This window comes from Stenotrophomonas sp. A3_2, from assembly GCF_036624925.1.
Taxonomy (GTDB): Bacteria; Pseudomonadota; Gammaproteobacteria; order Xanthomonadales; family Xanthomonadaceae; genus Stenotrophomonas; species Stenotrophomonas hibiscicola.
On the sequence record NZ_JAZKVY010000252.1, the window covers coordinates 58,671 to 78,580 of the forward strand.

At 65.5% G+C, this 19,910-nt stretch carries 21 protein-coding genes and 2 riboswitches; of the genes, 18 read left to right on the forward strand and 3 right to left on the reverse strand.

Features of this window, described 5'->3' with window-relative positions; all coding sequences use genetic code 11:
- Positions 1-178 precede the first annotated feature (178 nt).
- The 8 genes from R5H29_RS10680 to R5H29_RS10715 all read left to right on the forward strand — a co-directional run bounded on the left by R5H29_RS10680 (position 179) and on the right by R5H29_RS10715 (position 6,892).
- Positions 179-466 carry a co-chaperone GroES gene (locus R5H29_RS10680; RefSeq protein ID WP_005411227.1) on the forward strand — a complete coding sequence of 96 codons (288 nt, stop codon included), beginning with the start codon at positions 179-181 and terminating at the stop codon, positions 464-466.
- Positions 467-550: 84 nt separating this feature from the next.
- Positions 551-2,200 carry a chaperonin GroEL gene (gene groL / locus R5H29_RS10685; RefSeq protein ID WP_005411226.1) on the forward strand — a complete coding sequence of 550 codons (1,650 nt, stop codon included), beginning with the start codon at positions 551-553 and terminating at the stop codon, positions 2,198-2,200.
- A gap of 199 nt (positions 2,201-2,399) precedes the next feature.
- On the forward strand, positions 2,400-2,900 hold the full coding sequence (locus tag R5H29_RS10690) for a MarR family winged helix-turn-helix transcriptional regulator (RefSeq protein WP_227844028.1): 501 nt from the start codon (positions 2,400-2,402) through the stop codon (positions 2,898-2,900).
- On the forward strand, positions 2,897-3,637 hold the full coding sequence (locus R5H29_RS10695) for a DNA alkylation repair protein (RefSeq protein ID WP_332329158.1): 741 nt from the start codon (positions 2,897-2,899) through the stop codon (positions 3,635-3,637). Before R5H29_RS10690 ends, R5H29_RS10695 begins: the two co-directional genes overlap by 4 nt.
- A 55-nt stretch (positions 3,638-3,692) precedes the next feature.
- On the forward strand, positions 3,693-4,031 hold the full coding sequence (locus R5H29_RS10700; RefSeq protein WP_010481139.1) for a DUF6616 family protein: 339 nt from the start codon (positions 3,693-3,695) through the stop codon (positions 4,029-4,031).
- A gap of 112 nt (positions 4,032-4,143) precedes the next feature.
- Positions 4,144-4,401, forward strand: coding sequence for a hypothetical protein (locus R5H29_RS10705; RefSeq protein ID WP_111097643.1), 258 nt, complete (start codon positions 4,144-4,146; stop codon positions 4,399-4,401).
- A 294-nt stretch (positions 4,402-4,695) separates the two neighbouring features.
- On the forward strand, positions 4,696-5,769 hold the full coding sequence (locus R5H29_RS10710; protein ID WP_332329159.1) for a 3-deoxy-7-phosphoheptulonate synthase: 1,074 nt from the start codon (positions 4,696-4,698) through the stop codon (positions 5,767-5,769).
- 274 nt (positions 5,770-6,043) lie between these two features.
- A complete protein-coding gene (locus R5H29_RS10715) occupies positions 6,044-6,892 on the forward strand; it encodes a hypothetical protein (RefSeq protein WP_171952580.1) in 849 nt (282 codons plus the stop codon).
- A 66-nt stretch (positions 6,893-6,958) separates the two neighbouring features.
- On the opposite strand, the gene R5H29_RS10720 is transcribed toward R5H29_RS10715, so the two are convergent.
- The gene (locus R5H29_RS10720) at positions 6,959-7,576 is read right to left on the reverse strand and encodes a trimeric intracellular cation channel family protein (RefSeq protein WP_005411215.1); all 618 of its coding nucleotides are present in this window, start codon (positions 7,574-7,576) and stop codon (positions 6,959-6,961) included.
- 82 nt (positions 7,577-7,658) lie between these two features.
- Positions 7,659-7,764: riboswitch (glycine riboswitch) on the reverse strand.
- Positions 7,765-7,777: 13 nt separating this feature from the next.
- A riboswitch (glycine riboswitch) is annotated at positions 7,778-7,867 on the reverse strand.
- Between the two features lie 40 nt (positions 7,868-7,907).
- On the opposite strand from R5H29_RS10720, the gene R5H29_RS10725 reads away from it, so the two are divergent.
- The 5 genes from R5H29_RS10725 to imm9 (R5H29_RS10745) all read left to right on the forward strand — a co-directional run bounded on the left by R5H29_RS10725 (position 7,908) and on the right by imm9 (R5H29_RS10745) (position 10,908).
- The gene (locus tag R5H29_RS10725) at positions 7,908-8,183 is read left to right on the forward strand and encodes a GIY-YIG nuclease family protein (RefSeq protein ID WP_332329160.1); all 276 of its coding nucleotides are present in this window, start codon (positions 7,908-7,910) and stop codon (positions 8,181-8,183) included.
- 141 nt (positions 8,184-8,324) lie between these two features.
- Positions 8,325-8,756 carry a nuclear transport factor 2 family protein gene (locus tag R5H29_RS10730; RefSeq protein ID WP_332329161.1) on the forward strand — a complete coding sequence of 144 codons (432 nt, stop codon included), beginning with the start codon at positions 8,325-8,327 and terminating at the stop codon, positions 8,754-8,756.
- A gap of 3 nt (positions 8,757-8,759) precedes the next feature.
- The gene (locus R5H29_RS10735; protein WP_332329162.1) at positions 8,760-9,215 is read left to right on the forward strand and encodes a hypothetical protein; all 456 of its coding nucleotides are present in this window, start codon (positions 8,760-8,762) and stop codon (positions 9,213-9,215) included.
- A 256-nt stretch (positions 9,216-9,471) separates the two neighbouring features.
- On the forward strand, positions 9,472-9,948 hold the full coding sequence (imm9, locus tag R5H29_RS10740) for an Imm9 family immunity protein (protein WP_332329164.1): 477 nt from the start codon (positions 9,472-9,474) through the stop codon (positions 9,946-9,948).
- Between the two features lie 426 nt (positions 9,949-10,374).
- Complete coding sequence (gene imm9, locus R5H29_RS10745; protein ID WP_332329165.1) at positions 10,375-10,908, forward strand: Imm9 family immunity protein; 534 nt, start codon at positions 10,375-10,377, stop codon at positions 10,906-10,908.
- 178 nt (positions 10,909-11,086) lie between these two features.
- On the opposite strand, the gene R5H29_RS10750 is transcribed toward imm9 (R5H29_RS10745), so the two are convergent.
- On the reverse strand, positions 11,087-12,367 hold the full coding sequence (locus tag R5H29_RS10750) for an NAD(P)/FAD-dependent oxidoreductase (RefSeq protein WP_332329166.1): 1,281 nt from the start codon (positions 12,365-12,367) through the stop codon (positions 11,087-11,089).
- Positions 12,368-12,490: 123 nt separating this feature from the next.
- Between R5H29_RS10750 and R5H29_RS10755 the strand changes: the two genes are divergently transcribed.
- Both R5H29_RS10755 and R5H29_RS10760 read left to right on the forward strand, forming a co-directional pair.
- Positions 12,491-13,270, forward strand: a complete 780-nt coding sequence (locus R5H29_RS10755; RefSeq protein ID WP_010481148.1) for an NYN domain-containing protein — start codon at positions 12,491-12,493, stop codon at positions 13,268-13,270.
- 112 nt (positions 13,271-13,382) lie between these two features.
- Positions 13,383-14,003, forward strand: a complete 621-nt coding sequence (locus R5H29_RS10760; RefSeq protein ID WP_019660796.1) for a glutathione S-transferase family protein — start codon at positions 13,383-13,385, stop codon at positions 14,001-14,003.
- Positions 14,004-14,085: 82 nt separating this feature from the next.
- Here the strand turns inward: R5H29_RS10760 and R5H29_RS10765 are convergent, their stop codons facing one another.
- Complete coding sequence (locus tag R5H29_RS10765; protein WP_171952584.1) at positions 14,086-16,263, reverse strand: primosomal protein N'; 2,178 nt, start codon at positions 16,261-16,263, stop codon at positions 14,086-14,088.
- A 412-nt stretch (positions 16,264-16,675) separates the two neighbouring features.
- Between R5H29_RS10765 and R5H29_RS10770 the strand changes: the two genes are divergently transcribed.
- From R5H29_RS10770 to R5H29_RS10780, 3 genes are all read left to right on the forward strand, one after another.
- The gene (locus tag R5H29_RS10770) at positions 16,676-17,680 is read left to right on the forward strand and encodes a hypothetical protein (RefSeq protein WP_019660794.1); all 1,005 of its coding nucleotides are present in this window, start codon (positions 16,676-16,678) and stop codon (positions 17,678-17,680) included.
- Positions 17,673-18,248, forward strand: coding sequence for a DUF3106 domain-containing protein (locus R5H29_RS10775; protein WP_019660793.1), 576 nt, complete (start codon positions 17,673-17,675; stop codon positions 18,246-18,248). Before R5H29_RS10770 ends, R5H29_RS10775 begins: the two co-directional genes overlap by 8 nt.
- Positions 18,249-18,454: 206 nt before the next feature.
- Positions 18,455-19,819 (forward strand): MATE family efflux transporter, encoded by a 1,365-nt coding sequence (locus tag R5H29_RS10780; protein WP_155030195.1) that lies wholly within the window; start codon positions 18,455-18,457, stop codon positions 19,817-19,819.
- Positions 19,820-19,910 lie beyond the last annotated feature (91 nt).

Here is a 19,910-nt window from a genome sequence, read left to right on the forward strand (position 1 = left end):
AGGCGCGCGGGTGGAAAAATTTTTTTCATTCCGCCCTTGAAAGGGGGCGGCGGGGCTCCATCTCTGCCCTGCTCCCGACGTTGTCGGGTTTCTTCACGTGCGGTTCTGGCACTCGCCTGGGGCGAGTGCTAACATCGCCGGACTTTTTTAGACCAATCAATCACTTAAGAGGTCTCCTATGAGCATCAAGCCGCTGCACGACCGCGTTGTGGTCAAGCCGATCGAAGCCGACGAAATCTCCGCCGGTGGCATCGTCATCCCCGACTCGGCCAAGGAAAAGTCCACCAAGGGTGAGGTCGTGGCCGTCGGCCCGGGCAAGCCGCTGGACAACGGCAACGTGCGCGCGCCGTCGCTGAAGGTCGGCGACAAGGTCATCTACGGCCAGTACGCCGGCAGCTCGTACAAGAGCGAAGGCGTCGAGTACAAGGTCCTGCGCGAAGACGACGTGCTCGCCGTCATCGGCTGAGCCCCGGCGAGACCTGTTCCATCCCCTGATTCCAACACCCAGCCGCCGGGCATGGCCCGGCGCTACCAGATGAGGTAACTGCACATGGCTGCCAAGGATATCCGTTTCGGTGAAGATGCCCGTTCGCGCATGGTGCGCGGCGTGAACGTTCTCGCCAATGCCGTCAAGGCCACCCTGGGCCCGAAGGGCCGCAACGTCGTGCTGGAAAAGAGCTTCGGCGCCCCGACCATCACCAAGGACGGCGTCTCCGTCGCCAAGGAAATCGAACTGGCTGACAAGTTCGAGAACATGGGCGCGCAGATGGTGAAGGAAGTTGCTTCGCGCACCAACGACGATGCCGGCGACGGCACCACCACCGCCACCGTGCTGGCCCAGGCCCTGATCCGCGAAGGCGCCAAGGCCGTGGCCGCCGGCATGAACCCGATGGACCTCAAGCGCGGTATCGACAAGGCCGTGTCGGCCGCCGTCGCCGAGCTGAAGAACATCTCCAAGCCGACCGCCGACGACAAGGCGATTGCCCAGGTCGGTACCATCTCGGCCAACTCGGACGAGTCGATCGGCCAGATCATCGCTGACGCGATGAAGGAAGTCGGCAAGGAAGGCGTCATCACCGTTGAAGAAGGCTCGGGCCTGGACAACGAGCTGGACGTGGTCAAGGGCATGCAGTTCGACCGCGGCTACCTGTCGCCGTACTTCATCAACAACCAGCAGTCGCAGACCGCTGACCTGGATGACCCGTTCATCCTGCTGCACGACAAGAAGATCTCCAACGTCCGCGACCTGCTGCCGGTGCTGGAAGGCGTCGCCAAGGCCGGCAAGCCGCTGCTGATCGTGGCCGAGGAAGTCGAAGGCGAAGCGCTGGCGACCCTGGTGGTCAACACCATCCGTGGCATCGTCAAGGTCGTGGCCGTCAAGGCCCCGGGCTTCGGCGACCGTCGCAAGGCGATGCTGGAAGACATGGCCGTGCTGACCGGCGGCACCGTGATCTCCGAAGAAGTCGGCCTGTCGCTGGAAAAGGCCACCATCAAGGACCTGGGCCGCGCCAAGAAGGTGCAGGTCTCCAAGGAGAACACCACCATCATCGACGGCGTCGGCGACAAGGCCAACGTTGATGCACGCGTGGCGCAGATCAAGACCCAGATCCAGGACACCTCCTCCGATTACGACCGCGAGAAGCTGCAGGAACGCGTGGCCAAGCTGGCCGGCGGTGTTGCCGTGATCAAGGTCGGCGCCTCGACCGAAATCGAGATGAAGGAAAAGAAGGACCGCGTCGACGACGCCCTGCACGCCACCCGTGCAGCCGTTGAAGAAGGCGTGGTCCCGGGCGGCGGTGTTGCCCTGGTCCGCGCGATCACCGCGCTGGCCGGTCTGAAGGGCGCCAACGAAGACCAGAACCACGGCATCCAGATTGCCCTGCGTGCGATGGAAGCCCCGCTGCGCGAGATCGTTGCCAACGCCGGTGACGAGCCGTCGGTCATCATCAACAAGGTCAAGGAAGGCACCGGCAGCTTCGGCTACAACGCGGCCACCGGCGAGTTCGGCGACATGCTGCAGTTCGGCATCCTGGACCCGACCAAGGTGACCCGTTCGGCGCTGCAGAACGCGGCCTCGATCGCCGGCCTGATGATCACCACCGAAGCCATGGTGGCCGAAGCTCCGAAGAAGGACGAGCCGGCCATGGGCGGCGCCGGTGGCATGGGCGGCATGGGTGGCATGGGCGGCATGGACTTCTAAGTCCTCGCCCCTGGCATTGGGATGCCGGCCCTGGGTCGGCATACCTTCCCGTTGTAGAGAAGAACCCTGCCGCAAGGCGGGGTTTTTCTTTTTGGGCGATGCGCGGGCTTGGCCGGACCCGGCCCCGCATGCTCCGCACAGCGTGGTTCCATGGGCGAAAATCGATTATGATTAGGTGCCTAATCACATGGTGGCCGGCATGCTGGAAGCAAAACACACCGCTCTGCTCAAGGAAGCTGCGCGCCGCGGCGAGGTAAACCTGGCCCAGCTGCGCCTGTGCTTCCAACTGCTGTCACTGTCTGCCGCCATCGACCACGACTGCGCCGCACGGCTGGCACCGCATGGCCTCAGCGAAGGCCGCTTCATCGTGTTGTTCCTGCTGCACGGGGCCGGTGGCTCGCTGCCGCCGCATGAGCTGGCCGAGCGTGCCGGCGTGACCCGCGCCACCATCAGTGGCCTGCTCGACGGCCTGCAGCGCGAAGGCCTGCTGCAGCGCCACAGCGATGCCGAAGATGGCCGCCGCCTGCGGATCGTGTTGACCGCACAGGGGACACGCCTCGCCGAGGCGCTGTTCGAGCAGCACACGCAGTGGATCGGGGGCCTGTTCAACGGGCTGGAGGCCGACGAACAGCAGCAGCTTTCACGGTTGCTGCACAAGGTCTGGCAGCACACCGATGCCGGGCAGGAATCCGCTGCATGAGCGCGCCTATTGCGGCCGAACGCCTGCGTGCGCTCAGCACCGGCCGCGTCGCCGCCACCCACCTGGCCGAGTGTCTGGCGGTGGATTTCGCCGCGCTGCTGCAGGTGGTAGCGCCTGCGCTTGCACCGGAAGCGCTGCAACGCATGCAGGATGCTTCAGGCAAGGGCATCACACTGCGCATGGCCTTGGCTGCGCAACTGCTGCGTGAGGCGGGGCAGGGCGATCCCGTGCAATGGCAGGACCATGCGTCCGACACCGTGCGCGGCTGGGCCTGCTACCTGATCGGCAGTGACGCCGGCACGCCCCTGGCAGGGAAGCTGCAGGCGATACGAACGCTGGCCGATGACCCGCACTTCGGCGTGCGCGAATGGGCCTGGCTGGCACTGCGCGCGGACATCGTTGCTGCACCGCTGCAGGCGCTTGGGTACCTGCAACCGTGGACGCAGGAAGTATCGCCGTACCTGCGCCGTTTCGCCTGCGAGGCGCTGCGTCCCCGGGGCGTCTGGGCTACGCATATCGCGCTGTTCAAGCAGCACCCTGAACATGCATTGCCGATGCTGGAAGCACTGGCTGACGACCCGGAACGCTACGTGCAGGATTCGGTCGGCAACTGGCTCAATGATGCCGGCAAGACTCAGCCGAAGTGGCTGCGCGTGCTGTGCACGCGTTGGCAGCACGAGCGCCACAGCGACGCCAACGCCTACATCCGCAAACGCGCACTGCGCTCGCTCCGGTAGTGCCGGATGCTGGCCGACAACCCCGCAACCCCGTCAACCTCAAGGAAGAACCACCATGTCGCACACCTTCATCGAGCTCTATACCGCCACGCCGGCCTGGACCACACTGCCGCCCGAGCAGCGGAATGCCTTCTTCGCCCGTATTGGCGCCGGCATGCAGCAGTTCGATCCAGCCCGCATCACGCCGCTGGCGATGGGCCGCATTGCCAGGGACGTACCGCATAGCAGCGATGAACAGTTCTATGCGGTCTGGCGCTGCGCGAGCCGCGAGGAGGTCGATGCGCTGGTGGCTGGCATTGCCGCTACCGGCTGGCATGAGTACTTCACCACCACCCATGCGGTGGGCGCGATGGACAGCATGGCCCAGCACTTGGCCGACCTGGCCGCCTTGTAGCGGGGCGGCAGACGACGGCAGATCCCGGTCCCCGCCATGGGCGGCACATGCGCCTGTCACCGATACACGGTAAACAGTGCGTTGCCCATGTCCATCCGCAGGGACGTTGATCATGCAGAGCAAGCTCGAGGTCACGCTGTTCGGTCCGCTTGGCGAGTGCCCGGCATTGCAGTTGCCGGGGCAGGAGAACCCGTCGGTGGCCATCCCGGAATCGGCCCTGCGTCGATTGGTCTCCGACCTCTACACCGCACGCTCCCTGCTCAACCCCGAGCAGCTGGACGAGGCCCGGCAGGAGCTGGATCGGGTGCTGGAGCGCTGGGCCGATATCCACGAAGGCCTGCTGCTGGACGTGGAAGTGCATGGCAGATGAGCGACGTTGCACGGCGACCACCGCGTGGGCTGCGCGGGCGGGCGCATCGCTGAACCGCGCCCCAGTTGCGGATGAAACATTTTGCACTGCGCAAAAGCTGTGCTATCAATAGATCCCATGAACGCAGCCGCTACCCGTTTTTACTGGTATTACTTTCCGAAGCCACTGGCGGAGGAAGGACTGCGCTCACCCTGAAGAAAGCTTCAGACGCATTCCCGAAAGCCGCCAGCGAACCTGGCGGCTTTTTTCATGCCGCCGCGCTGGGGACCCCCAACGTTCCGGAGATCTCCTGCAATGCCCCCGCACACCGACGACCTGCGTATCCGCACCATCGAACCGCTGACACCGCCTGCCCAGCTGCTGGCGATGCTGCCGTGTGACGATGAAGCCTCCGGCACCGTCAGCGCCTCGCGCGCGGCGCTGCACCAGATCCTGCACGGCCGTGACGACCGCCTGGCGGTGGTGGTGGGCCCGTGCTCGATCCACGACCCGAACGCCGCCATCGAGTACGCCCAGCGCCTGAAGCCACTGCGCGACGCGCTGGCAGGCGAGCTGGAAATCGTCATGCGCGTGTACTTCGAGAAGCCACGCACCACGGTGGGCTGGAAGGGCCTGATCAATGACCCGGACCTGGATGGCAGCTTCAGGATCGACAAGGGCCTGCGCATCGCCCGTGGCCTGCTGCGCGACATCAACAAGCTTGGCCTGCCGGCGGGTGTTGAATTCCTCGACGTGATCTCACCGCAGTACATCGCCGATCTGGTGGCGTGGGGCGCGATCGGTGCGCGTACCACCGAAAGCCAGGTGCACCGTGAGCTGGCCTCGGGACTGTCGTGCCCGGTCGGCTTCAAGAACGGCACCGATGGCAACGTGAAGATCGCCGCCGACGCGGTGGGTGCGGCTTCCAATCCGCATCACTTCCTGTCGGTCACCAAGCAGGGCGGCACTGCCATCGTGTCGACCACCGGCAACCCCGATTGCCATGTGATCCTGCGTGGGGGCAAGCAGCCGAACTACGACGCAGCCAGTGTTGCCGACGCCTGCCAGGCGCTGGCCAAGGCCAAGCTGCCGGCGCGCCTGATGATCGATGCCAGCCATGCCAACAGCCTGAAGAACCCGGAGAACCAGCCGAAGGTGATCGAGGACATTGCTGTTCAGCTGGAAGACGGCGAAGAGCGCATCGTGGGCGTGATGATCGAGAGCCATCTGGTCGGGGGCCGCCAGGAACTGGTGGAAGGCCAGCCGCTGGTCTACGGCCAGAGCATCACCGATGGCTGCATCGACTGGGACACCACCGTGACGGTGCTGGAGCGACTGGCCGCGGCCGTGCGCGCCCGTCGCGACGTAAAGGTGTCCGAAGCCGCTTGAGTGCGGCACGTGTGTGGATGGCGGCCAGCGCCTGCGGGGGTGCGGCCGCGATCAGGGCCGGTCGGAGTTGGAGACCGGCCCATCTGCACCGGCGATGCGCCTGGCGCTGCGCATGAGCGACAGCGCTAGGTACATCGCCGGGGTGGTGTGAGACGTAGACCCACGCCATGCGTGGATATCAGCGAGCCACACGGCAGGATTTCGGAAGAGTTGTATGGAGTCCTCCTGCGATTTCGGCCGAAGATGGGGTTCCTCGCCTGACTGGACCCCGCCAATGCGTGTTTTCCCGGATGACAACTTTCTGGATTCAGCTTGTCGGTCGATTTCCGGTGAAGCTGCCAAGGCGCTCGTGAGCTTGAAAGGCGGGCGAATCGCTGAAGATGCCGTATCTGTCATCGAAGACTGGTTTGAGCCGTCCCTCGAGAAGGCGCGCCTGCTGGCGGATCTTGATGAAAGAATCAGGATCCACAGCAGCGAAGGGGACCAGGGGCTGCTGCGGCCTGCGCTGAAGGCCCGGGCGGTGATCACGGCATCTCCCGAGCCCGCGCCCGATGACTACGAGCCTTCATTCAAAGTAGTGCCTGCGACAACGCTAGGTGGCGACTGGAAATCCGACTGCGAGACCGACTGCGTGATTGTCGATGGTGATCTGATCGCAGACGGCACGCTGATACTGAACGATCTGAGCGAGACGCTCTGCGTGATCGTACTGGGGAGCCTCAGGGCCCGGAATCTCGACTGTGGTGGTTGGGTGTTCGTGCGTGATGAGCTGGAATGCGATCATCTGTACGCGTGCTCACTCAATGATGGGATTCTGTCCGTAGGTGGCAACATCACTGTTCAGACCTTCCTCGAGACCGGCACCTACACACAAGTGGCGGGGCACCTGACCGCTAGCTACCTCGGCAGCACCCACAACTCCATTGACGTGGAGGGCAAAGTGAACTGCCCGGGCTTCGATAGGCGATCTGATAGCGACTACTTGTGCCAATGGATTGATCCTGCGCTGCTGGAAGTCGACGATTCCGGCGCCGATTGGGGATGCGGACCCCAACGGTATCCGTCGGCTGACTATCCAGAGCGGATACGCGCGGGGGGCAGCCCCATGAAGTTCATGCTCTAGATCCACGCCATGCGTGGATACCGCTCTTCTGTAGCGCCGGGCCATGCCCGGCGAACACGCCATCGTTCAATGCACTTCGTCGTGATAGACGAACTTCGGCATTTCCCAGCGGTAGTGGATCGCCAGCAGGCGCAGCGCGAAGCCGCCGCCGAGGCAGCACAGGATTGCGGTGGCATCGGCCACGCCCCAGTGCAGCAGCAACAGGTAGGCCGCGCCGGTCAGCAGCGCGATGATCGCGTACAGCTCCTTCTGGAAGATGAGTGGTACCTCGTTGCAGAGGATGTCGCGCAGCACGCCGCCGAACGCGCCGGTCAGCATGCCGGCAATCAGCACGATGGGCATCGCATGGCCGGCTTCGCGCGCGATCGAGCAGCCGATCAGGGTGAAGGCGATCAGGCCCAGGCCGTCGAGTACCAGGAAGGTGCGGCGGAAGTGGTGCATCCAACGTGCGACCCAGGTGGCGATCAGCGCCGCGCATACGGTGAAGCCCAGGTACTCGGGATGCTTCACCCAGCCCAGCGGATAGTGGCCGAGCAGGATGTCGCGCAGTGATCCGCCGCCGAGGGCGGTGACGCAGGCGATCATGACCACACCGAACAGGTCCATGCGGCGGCGGCCTGCGGACAGTGCGCCAGTCATGGCCTCGGCGGAAATGGCAATCAGGTAGATGATGGACAGCAGCATGGGACAGGCTCCGGGCGCGGTGGGGCCGGCCATGCGCGACTACCGCCAGTGCCTGCGCAATGACGGGATGACGATGACCGGTGCCGCTCCCGCTGTCCTTTTGCCTGAGAGTTCAGCGACATGGGCCGCGTGCCCCTTCGGCGGATCGTCCCGGGCGTACCCGGTGACCTCTCTCCAGCTCGGCGAGTCGAATGCATGGTTGGTGGGATTCCAGCCCACCGGCCTGAGCGATCATGGGAGCCTGCGCCTTCGGCGGGCGCCAGCGCGGCGCCTCTCTCCTGCATTCGGCCGCCAGTATATCCGCTGCAGTGCAGCACGGCATAATCCGGGCATGGCCCCGTCCCTCCGCCCCTGGTTCCTGTACCTGCTCGAATGCCGGGATGGCAGCTATTACGCCGGCATCAGCACCGACGTGGACGCGCGTTTCACTGCCCACCAGGCCGGCAAGGGCGCGCGCTACACCCGGGCGCGGCCACCGCTGCGCGTGCTGGCCGTGCGCGAATACCCGGACCGGGCCGCCGCGTCACGGGCCGAATGGCAGCTCAAGCAGCAGCCGCGCGAACGCAAGCTGGCCTGGCTGCAGGCGCCGGATCCCGCGCTTCTGTAGGGCCGAGCCCACGCTCGGCTGTTGTTGCTGCTGCCTGATGGTGAAGCCGAGCATGGGCCCGGCTCTACAGTAGATCCACGCCATGCGTGGATGCGGCTTGCACATGCCATGATCGCCCAGCCCTCAGCGCTGGAGACCCGGATGTCCACGATCGCCCTGCTGTTCGCTCTTTCCGCAGCAACGAGCCCCGCCGCCGACCCGGCCACCCTCGCGGCCATCGAAGCCACCTGCCACGATTACGTTGACGGCCAGCTGGAGGCCGACCCGCAGCGCGTCGCCCGCTCCCTGCATCCGGACCTGGCCAAGCGCGCGGTCCTCGGCGATACGCCCGACGAACGCCTGGGCCTGCGCCGTATGTCGAAGGAAGAACTGGTCTCGCTGACGAAGCAGGGCGCGTTGAAGACCCCGAAGGATCAATGGGACCGCCGCTGCACGGTGCTGGACGTGACCGGCAGCGCGGCCTCGGTGCGGCTGGAAACCCCGTGGTTCGTCGATTACTTCCACATGGGGCGCTTCGACCAGCGCTGGGTCATCGTCAACGCGTTGTGGTATCCAAAGCCGAAGGCACAGTGAGCGATGCGTGCCGCCGGCAAAGCATGGATCTCCGTCGTCGTGCTGGTCGCCGGCATCGCGCTGCTGCCTGGCCTGCTGTACCTGCTCGGGCTGGCATTGGCAGGCGGTCGGCCGAAGCCGGCCGACCGTGCGCCCAGTGGTGTGGCTGCGTGCAGCAGTGAACCACGCGCGGGATACCAGCCGATGAATCCCTGGCGTTTCGCCGCGCAGTTCTTCGACAAGGACGTGATGAAGAAGAAGGTGCCGGAAGTGGAGCGGGAGGCCTTCTGGATTGCCCGACGCCACCTGTGGCGGCAACCACAGCGCGGCATGCTGCGCTGGCATCTCAGCAGTACCGCACTGACGATCTGGATCACCCGGCATTGGAGTGCCGCACAAATTGCAGACACCGCGAGGAAGGAGGACTTCTGCCGGACCTGGTCGAAACGGCGGGTGCCCGGTGGCCCGATGAGGAAGTAGAGCCACGCGGTGTGCGAATGGTCCTACTCTCCGCTACGCTGTGTCGTACACGGCACTAAAGTGAATTCGTAGCACGTAACCTCTCGTTTGCCGCTGAGCAACTTGTCTGGAAGTCGCGACTGCGAAAAATTACCTTATCCCAGACCAGACGCCCGGCTTGATTTCATCCCGGTCTGTGGCCAGGCACAGTGGGTGGAATAGTTGCCACGAAAGTTGAATTGCGGAAGGCTGATGTCATCAGACAGACAGCACACTCATGAGAAAGCAGATCAGATGCATTGTTTCGAGCGAATCTCCGGGTGTCAGCAGAACGCTCGATATCTTTGAAATTAACCGTATGTTGGACTGCTACCTGCAGACGAAGATCGATCAGGTGAACGTTGCGGATCTGGGAGGTTGGCGATTGCAGATGTTCGTCGTCATCCGGAACACCGATTCCATTGGAGTTTTCAAACGCACGAGGCGATACCCCTCCGGCATGGAGTTCTTGGTCAGTATTTCGGTTCCGGTTCCCAGCATCAAGGTCGTGGAGTACGGCCTGCCCGACCATGCCATGTATGGATTAGGCTTCTTCCATCCCGTGAATGAAGCGAAGTCCCACGTCATCAATCCGCAGTTTGCAGACTACGCAGGGCTGCAGGAGTACATCGTCGGTAGCGCGGAGCGTGCTATCGACACGGCGTTTGAATTTGGCTTCAAGTGCAACGGGAAAGTGATTCGATACGTTGCTTGAGGAGAGCGGCGGGAAGTACAGCCACCATTCCTGACTGCGGCTTCTCGAAATGCAGGGGGCTGACGCACGGATGGAGATGGGAGGATGTGCGGGCGCTCATCCACGCATGGCGTGGATCTACTGCAAGGGGTCAGAGCCCTTGATTGAGGTCGTCGTGAACGGCATCTCGGAACTGTTCGGGGCATCAGAGCGCGGCCGGCGCTCGATCACTTATGTCGCTTTTGGTACATAAGTGCCTTTCAGGATCTATTCGCCCCAGCCGCTATTGATGAGTCTTGGCGCGGAAGAGAGTGCAGAAAGACAGGGGATTTCTGGTTGCAGCTTCACTCAGCACCTTGTGCGTGCCTTCGCGCATTGAGTGGAACAATGGCTAGATCAATCGCCTTTTGGCAAGTTGTGATTCCGGGCCTTATTGGGGGAATGCTCATGTCGCCGCAGATCAGATGCCTCATTTCGAGTGAATCCCCAGGCATCAGTGCAATGCTCATGCCACAGCAGATCAGAAGCTTCACTTCGAGTGAATCAGGCATCACTGGTGTGCTGGACTGGGCTGAAGCCAGCGACAAGGTGAATCGATTCCTGGAGGCGAAGATCCAACAGGTAAACATCATCGACCTGGAAGGATGGCGACTGCTGATGGGCGTGACGATCTGCAACACTGACGCCATTGGAATCTTCAAGCGCGCGAGGCGATTTCCTTCCGACAAGGAGTTCGAGGTGAGTATCTCGATTCCCGTGCTCTGCATCGAGGTCGTGGAGTACGGCCTGCCCGACCATGCCATGTATGGACTAGGCTTCTTCCATCCCGTGAATGAAGCGAAGTCCCACGTCATCAATCCGCAGTTTGCAGACTACGCAGGGCTGCAGGAGTACATCGTGGGTAGCGCGGAGCGTGCTATCGACACGGCGTTTGAATTTGGCTTCAAGTGCAACGGGAAAGTGATTCGATACGTTGCTTGAGGAGAGCGGCGGGAAGTACAGCTACCATTCCTGACTGCGGCTTCTCGAATGCAGGGGGCTGACGCACGGATGGAGATGGGAGGATGTGCGGGCGCTCATCCACGCATGGCGTGGATCTACTGCAAGGGGTCAGAGCCCTTTCCTGTGGAAAGGGATCCGACCCCTGTTGCGTGCAGCCCTACCGCTTCGGCCGCCGGTCGTCGCGGTCATCACCGAAGATGATGCGCGCGCTGCGCTGGTAGCTCCAGTACGCCACGGCCCAGTTCAGCAGCACCACGATGCGGTTGCGGAAGCCGATCAGGAAGAACACGTGCGCGGCCAGCCAGAACCACCAGGCCAGCACGCCGGAAAGCTGCAGCCGGCCCAGGTGCACGATCGCGGCCATGCGGCCGATGGTGGCCAGGTTGCCGTAGTCGGCGTACTTGAACGGGCCGGGCTCGGGCTTGCCGTGCAGGCGCGCGCGGATCACCTCGGCCACGTACTTGCCCATCTGCTTGGCCGCGGGCGCCACGCCAGGCACCGGCTTGCCGTTGGCCTGGTTCAATACGGCCAGATCGCCAGCCACGAACAGTTCCGGGTGGCCAGACAGGGTGAGGTCGGGTTGCACCTGCACGCGCCCGGCGCGGTCCAGCGGCACCTCCAGCGTGCGCGCCAGCGGTGAAGCGGCCACACCGGCGGCCCACACCACCGTGCGTGCCGGTACGAACTGATCGCCGAGCCTGAAGCCCTGGCTGTCGATGTCGCTCACCGGGGTACCGGTCAGCACTTCCACGCCCAGCTTCTCCAGCTGCCGACGCGCCTTCAGCGAGAGCACTTCCGGGAACGAGGACAGCACGCGCGGCCCGGCCTCGATCAGCCGCACTTTCGCACTGGCCGGATCAATGTGGCGGAACTCGTTGCGCAGCGTGTGGCGCGCGATCTCGGCCAGCGTGCCGGCCAGTTCGACGCCGGTGGGACCACCACCGACGACGGCGAAACTCAGCCACGCCGCCTTCTTTGCCGGGTCCGGTTCGGCCTCGGCACGCTCGAACGCCAGCAGCAGCTTGCGGCGCAGCGCGATGGCATCGTCCAGCGTCTTCAGGCCGGGCGCATCATCGGCCCATTGGTCGTTGCCGAAGTAGGCGTGGGTGGCACCGGTGGCCAGCAGCAGGCTGTCGTAGTCCAGTGTGCTGCCATCGGCCATGCGGATCTGCCGCGCCTGCTTGTCGATGGCCACCACTTCGCCGAGGCGGACTTCCACATTGCGCTGGTGGCCGAGGATGTGGCGCAGCGGTGCGGCGATATCCGGTGCGGACAGGCCGGCGGTGGCCACCTGGTACAGCAGCGGCTGGAACAGGTGATGGTTGCGGCGGTCGACCAGGGTGATGCGTATGCGCTCGCGGGCCAGGGCACGGGTGGCCCAGAGACCGGCAAAACCGCCGCCGACAACGACCAGGTGGGGAACGCGCTCGCGACTCATCGACTCACTCCAGTGGGGGCATCGGGGGAAGCGCCTGGCATCTTCGCACGGCGGCCACCTGTCACGTCAGCGCCTGCCCGGATCGGCGATACTCGGGTTCAGGCAGCCGCCCGTGAGGAGCCCATGAGCGAACCGGAAAAGCGCATCGCCCTGTTGATCGACGCCGACAATGCGCCGGCCTCGAAGATCGACGAGGTCCTGGCCGAAGTCGCCCGCTACGGTGTGGCCAACGTACGCCGCGCCTATGGCAACTGGAAGAGCCCGCGGTTGAAGGGCTGGGAAGCGGTGCTGCACGAATATGCGATCCGCCCGATCCAGCAGTTTGCCTACAGCAAGGGCAAGAATGCCTCGGACATGGCGATGGTGATCGATGCCATGGACCTGCTCTACGCACGCAACCTTGATGGCTTCGCCATCGTCTCCAGCGATGCCGATTTCACTCCGATGGTGATGCGTCTGCTGACCGATGGCGTGAAGGTGTACGGCTTCGGCGAGAAGAAAACGCCCGAGCCGTTCGTCAACGCGTGCTCGAAATTCACCTACCTGGAAGCACTGGGCCAGACCCATGCCAGCGTGCCGGATACCGAACAGGCTTCCAGCGAACAGGCATCGAACGAGCCTGTGGCCAACGACGATGCCCGGCCACGCAAGAGCGGTGCGGAAATGCGCAGCGATACCCGGCTGGTGAAGATGCTGCGCCGCGCGGTGTCCTCGGCCGAGGGCGAGGACGGCTGGTCGCATCTGGGGCCGGTTGGCAGCCAGATCGGCAACCAGGCGTCGTTCGATCCGCGCAACTATGGTTACGGGAAGTTGAGTGACCTGTTGGCGGCGATCGGCCTGTTCGAACTGAAGAAGGACGGCAAGTCGTCCTACGTGCGCGCGCTGCCGAAGAAAAACCGGTAGTGCCGGCCGCTGGCCGGCAACGCTGGATGCAAGATCCCGCATTCGGCACGCACACACCCCACCCGATCAGGCGTATCGTTGCCGCTCGCATTGCCAGCAAGGAAAAACCCGCATGTTGAAGATCTGGGGCCGCCGCAATTCCAGTAACGTCCGCAAGGTGCTGTGGTGCGCCGAGGAGATCGGCCTGCCGTATGAATCCATCGAAGTCGGTGGCAGCCACGGCGGCACGCAGACGCCGGAGTACCAGGCGATGAATCCCAATAGCCTGGTGCCGGTGATCGAAGACCATGGCCTGCCGCTGTGGGAATCGAACGCCATCGTGCGCTATCTGAGCGCACGCTACGCATTGGGCACGCTGTACGCCGAAGACCCGATGGAGCGTGCCCAGGCCGAGAAGTGGATGGACTGGAGCACCTCGCGGATGGCGCCGCTGTACAGCGACCTGATCTGGGGCATCATGCGCACCGCCCCGGCCGACCGGGACGAATCGCGGATCAATGCCGCGATCGTGCGCGCCGGCGATTACCTGGCGATGGCCGATGCCACGCTGGCCAAACAGCCGTGGCTGTCGGGCGACAAGTTCGCGATGGGTGACATTCCGCTGGGCTCGCTGATCTACGCCTGGTACGAGCTGCCGATCCAGCGGCCGGAACTGCCGCACCTGGCCGAGTGGTACGCCCGCCTGCGCGAGCGGCCGGCCTACCAGCGCGGCGTGATGTCGCCGCTGACGTAAGCACTGCCCGGTGCTGAAACGCAGCCGAGCATGGCTCGGCTCTACGGTAGTGCCGAGCCATGCTCGGCAGTGCTCTACGGGATCAATACAGGTCCGTTGGATCCACATCCAGCGACCAGCGCACCTTGCGTGCTTCCGGCAGCGCGTACAGCTGTGGCACCAGCTGCGAAAGCACGCCATGCAGTGGCGGCCGCTGCATGGCAGACAGCAGCAGCTGCGTACGCTGGTAGCCAGCGCGGCGTGGCATCGGTGCTGGCATCGGCCCGTAGGCCTCGACCACGTCCTGCTCGCCCAGCAACTGTCGTGCGGCCATCAGGAACGCATTGGCATGCTCCACCTGCTGCGCTTCGGCGCGCATCAGCGCCAGGTGCGCGAATGGCGGGAATCCTGCGGCTTGCCGCTGGTTCAACTCCGCCTGTGCGAACGGGTGGTAACCACCGCTGACCAGGGTTTCCAGCAACGGATGCCCGGGGTGATGGGTCTGCAGCCAGACCTCGCCGGGGTCACGTGCGCGCCCGGCGCGACCGGCCACCTGGATCAGCTGTTGCGCGAGTTTCTCGCTGGCGCGGAAGTCAGCGGAGAACAGGCCTTCGTCGATGCCCACCACCACCACCAGGGTCAGCTTCGGCAGGTCGTGGCCCTTGGCCAGTATCTGCGTGCCGACCAGGATGCCGGGCTGGTCGCCCAGTCTCGCCAGCTGCTGTTCCAGTGCATCGCGACGTGACGTGGTGCCGCGGTCGATGCGCACCACAGGGACGTCGGCGAAGGCCGCGGTGAGATGCTCTTCCAGGCGTTCGGTGCCGATGCCCTGCGGTTGCAGCGCCAGGCTGCCGCAGGCCGGGCATGCCAGCGGTGCCGGTTGTCGCGCGCCGCAGTGATGGCACTGCAGGCGGCGGCCGCCGCCATGCACGGTCATCGGTGCATCGCAGCGGTTGCACGGTGCGGTCCAGCCGCAGTCGTGGCACAGCAGTACCGGCGCGTAGCCACGCCGGTTCTTGAACACCAGCACCTGTTGGCCGCGCTGCAGGTGCTCGTCGATGCCGGCCAGCACATCAGCCGAGAGGCCATCGTGCAGCGGCCGCTTGCGCACATCGAGGATGCGCACACGCGGTGGCCGCGCATCACCGGCACGCTGCTTCAGGCGCAGGTGGGTGTAGCGCCCGGCGTAGGCGTTATGCAGCGTTTCCAGCGAAGGGGTGGCACTGCCGAGCAGCACCGGAATGCCGAGCGCCTTGGCCCGGACCAGAGCGAAATCGCGCGCGTGATAGCGGATGCCGTCCTGCTGCTTGTAGCTGCCGTCGTGTTCCTCGTCGATGATCAGCAGCCCGGCCTGCGGCAATGGCGTGAACACCGCCGAGCGGGTGCCGACGATGACCCGTGCCTCGCCGCGCGAAGCCGCAGCCCAGACGCGCGCGCGCTCGTTGTCGTTCAACCCCGAATGCAATGCGTGCACGGCGATGCCAAGGCGGCCGCGGAAGCGTGCCAGGGTCTGCGGGGTCAGACCGATTTCCGGCACCAGCACCAGCGCCTGCCTGCCCTGCGCCAGGCAGTGGATGATGGCCTGCAGGTACACCTCGGTCTTGCCGCTGCCGGTCACGCCATCCAGCAGGAAGGGCTGGAAGCCTTCGGCGGCGTTGATGGCGGCCACCGCTTCGGCCTGGTCCGGGTTGAGGGTGGGGCCGGGCAGCGGCTGCGCATGCTGCGGTGCCACCGTCATCGCCACGCGCTCGGCCAGCGCACGCTTGGCCAGGCTGCGCGCGGCGGTGCGCCAGTCCTCCATGCGTTCGCCCAGTACATCCTCATCCACCACGGCCCCGGCCAGCAGTTCGGCCAACTGCCGCGGGCGGCTGCCGGCGCGCAGCTTCCCGCGCTGGGCATGGCCTTCGGGGGTCAACTGCCAGCCCCAGTGGTGGGTGTCGGGCAGGGCTTCGCCATGACGCAGCGGTCCTGGCAGGGCGGTGCTCAGTACCTCGCCCAGCGGTGCGTGGGTGTAACGCGCCAGCCATTGCAGGCTCTGCCACAGCTCCCCCTGCAGCAGCGGCTGCGGGTCGCACCAGGCCAACGCCTGGCGCAGTCCCTGGCCGTCGTCGGTCTGGCCGTGCCCCACCACCACCCCGACCAGCTCGCGGTTGCCGAACGGCACCTTCAGGCGGCAGCCGACCGCAACCGTGGGGCCATCGCCCTCCGGCGACAGGTAGTCGAACAGACGGGGCAGGGGGACGGGCAGGGCGACCTGCAGGGTCGGAATCGGTGAAAGCATCGGGCCAGTGTACCGGGCCATGCGCGCGCGAATGGCGGGGTGGGAGACGGCGGAGCGGCGCCCGTTGAATCATAAATGTCACCTAAATATCGGTGTCCATTGGAGATTCAGGCTTATCCACATGTTCTGTGGATAACGTTGTGCGTTACCGGTCGACGGGAACGCAGGAGGCCGATGGCGACGAGCTCACGGTTGGGTTGGTCAAAAAATAGCCACACTTAAAAACTATTCAAAATCAACAGTTTAAGTGTGAAACATTGCTGAAACAGAGTGAATTCAGCTGCTTGCCGCAGTTTCCCGCGCCGGGAGCGTGGTGCTGTGCACAACCTGCAGCACGAAGTATCCGTGGGCGCAAGTCCTACGGGCGTCGATTGCCTGCCGCTATCATTCCCCCAGACCTTTGGAGTGACCGATGACGGCTGTGCCCGCCCCTGTTTCCTCGACCGCGGCCGGCGCGCTGTCGGCGTTCCTGCGTGGCGTCGAGCGCCGCGCCCTGGTGGTGGCTGAGCTGCAGTGCGGCGATGCCGCGCGCGCCGAACAGACCCTGGTGGCAGTGATGCGCGCGTTCGCGGCCGTTGCCAGCGACCTGCCGATGGCGCAGTGGCCGACCCGCTTCTGGACCCTGCTGGGCCAGCGCCAGGCCCTGCGCGAGCCGGTGGGTGGCCAATGGGCGCCACCGTTGGCCGCGCTGGCTGCGATGTCGCCGCTGCCGCGCCTGGCGCTGCTGCTGCGGGTAGGCGGCAGCCTGGACGAGAGCATCGCCACGCGCGTGCTCGACCAGGACGAGGCCGGCTACCAGCACCTGCTGGCCGATGCCTGCCCGCGCGATGCCCAGGGCCAGCCCGATGCCGCGGCCTGGCGCCAGTTGGCCGAACAGGTACAGGCGCGTATCCGTGAACTGCCGGCCACGCGCCTGCAGCAGCTTCAGCAGCCGGCGGCACCCGCCGCCCACAATGAAGCGCCGACCTCCAGCTGGCGAGCACCGCAGCGGGACGAGCGCGCGGCCGCCCATGGCAAGCGCCGTCGTACGGGCGCCAAGCCGCGCTGGCGTGGTCCGCTGATCCTGCTGGTAACCGTGGCGGTGCTGCTGGCCGCTGCGCTGGGTTGGCGCTACCTGCAGGGACGTTCCTTCGGCAACGATGCGCCGCTGCCGGAAGGCGTCGTGGGCGAGGCCGGTCCGGTGACGGTGGAAGCCCTGCCACCGAGCAAGGTCGACGCCACGCCGGATGCAACGCATGCCCAAGCCAATGACGACGCAGCGATGCTGGCCGATCGCGACTACCCGCTGGTTGCCGATGCTGACCTGTACGCATGGACCGCCGCGGGCGGTCCGCTGCCGGTGGACGAATCGCAAGCCAAGCCGAGCCGACCGGAGCCGGCCAGTGCCACGCTGGAAACCGCCGCCGCCGATGAATAAGTCCGTGTTCGCCAGCCTGTTGCTGGCCTTGCCGCTGTCCCTGTCTGCGGCGCCGCAATCGTTGAACGTGCCATTGCCGCCGCCATCGCCGGCCACCCCGGCCGTGCCGCCGGCTTCGACCGCGGCACCGGCTGGCTTTGCCCAGCTCGATCCGCAGCAGCAGCGCCAGCGCCGTGCCGACTACGCCGCCTGGCGCGCGTTGCCGGAAGGAGAGCGCGAGCGCATCCGCCAGGCCGCTGCGCGATTCAATGCGCTGCCCGCGGACCAGCAGCAGCGCCTGCGACAGCAGTTCGGCGATCAGGACCAGGCGTTCCGCGACGGGTGGCGGCTGGGCCCGCAACTGGGCCTGGAATTCCCAAAGCTGCATGGCTTGTTCGGCTTCGTGCCTCCGGAGCAGCGCGAGACCGCGCTGGCCGTGCTGCGTCAGCTCAGCCCGGCGCAGCTGGCCCAGCTGGCCCTGGTCGCGCAGCGTACGCCGCCGCAGGAGCGCGACGCCGTGCGCAGCGCCTTCCTTGCGGTGCCGGCCGCCGAACGCGACAGCTGGCTCAAGCGCCAAGCGGGCCAGTAAAAAAGGGGACGGAGGGGATTAAGTCGCATTCGGCACTGACTGGCCAGATACGACTTAATCCCCTCCGTCCCCTTTTTGCTTGGGGCAGCCGGAACCCAGCATTCACCCCATGTCATGGGAATGCGCGCGCCGGGCGCGTAAGATGACCGGCCGCAACCCGGTGCCTGTGCCCTTCGCGCGCAACCGTAGTTCGCGTCAAGCACCTTATGTCTACTGCAACCTCCACGCCGCGCTTCAGCAAGGAAGTCGGCGCTACCGGTCTGCTCGCCCTGCCGCTTGTGCTGGGCCATGTGTCCACCGGTCTGATCTCCTTCGTCGACAACGTGATTGCCGGCCACCACGCCACCGCGACGCTGGCTGCGGTGACCATCGGTACCGCCCTGCTGTGGCTGCCGATGCTGATCCCGATCGGCACCCTGATCTCGCTCACCGCCTCGGTGTCGCAGCTGCACGGCGCTGGCCGCGAGCGCGAGATCGGCCCGCTGTTCCGACAGGCGCTGTGGCTGGCGTTGGGCCTGGGCCTGATCATGTTCACCTTCCTTACGGTGGTGCCGCCGCTGCTGCCGGCCTTCGGCATCGCACCGGACATCGTGCCGGGGGCGACTGCGTTCCTGCATGCGGTGCGCTGGGGCGGCCCGGCGCTGACCCTGTACTTCTGCATGCGCTACCTCAGCGAAGGCATGCACTGGACACTGCCCACCATGCTGCTTGGCTTCGGTGGCCTGCTGGTGCTGGCGCCGCTGGGCTATGTGCTGGCCAATGGCAAGCTCGGTTTCCCGGAACTGGGCGCCGAAGGCCTGGGGATCGCCTCGGCGGTGATGATGTGGCTGCAGGCAACCGCATTCGCCCTGTATCTGTGGCGGACCAGGCGCTTTGCCCATCTGCAGCTGTTCTCGCACTTCGAAGGGCCGCGCTGGAAGGCGATCTGGGACCTGCTGCGCACCGGCCTGCCGATCGGCATCACCGTGCTGATGGAAGGCGGCCTGTTCATCGTCACCGCGCTGCTGATCGGCCGCCTCGGTGCCAATGAAGCGGCTGCGCACCAGATCGCGATCAACGTCGCCCAGCTGTGCTTCATGATTCCGATGGGCGTGGCCGAGGCCACTACCGTGCGTGTCGGCCATGCGGTCGGCCGCGGCGATGGCTTCGGCGTGCGGCGCGCGGCCTGGGCCGGCTACGCGATCATCATGGGTACGCAGACATTGTCGGCGGCGGTACTGCTGTTCGGCCACGATGCCATCGTCGGTGTCTACACCAACGACCTGGCGGTGGCCGGCCTGGCCTCGACGCTGCTGCTGTACGCGGCCACCTTCCAGTTCCCGGATGGCATCCAGGTGCTGTCGGCCGGCGCGCTGCGCGGCCTGAAGGACACCCGTGTGCCGATGTTCATCGCCATGTTCGCGTACTGGGGCCTGGGCATGCCGCTGGGCGCCGGGCTCGGCCTGGGGCTGGGCATGGGCCCGCAGGGTATGTGGATCGGCCTGATCGTGGGCCTCACCGCCGCTGCCATCCTGATGGGCTGGCGCCTGCGGCGCAGCAGCCTGCGCATCGGCCAGTCGATGCTGTCCTGAACTTCCGCCCCGCCCCGGCCACCCGTGGCGGGCGATCCCCTGACTTGTGTCCGATGCCGCATCACGCGGCACCGGCTATGCTGGCACCACG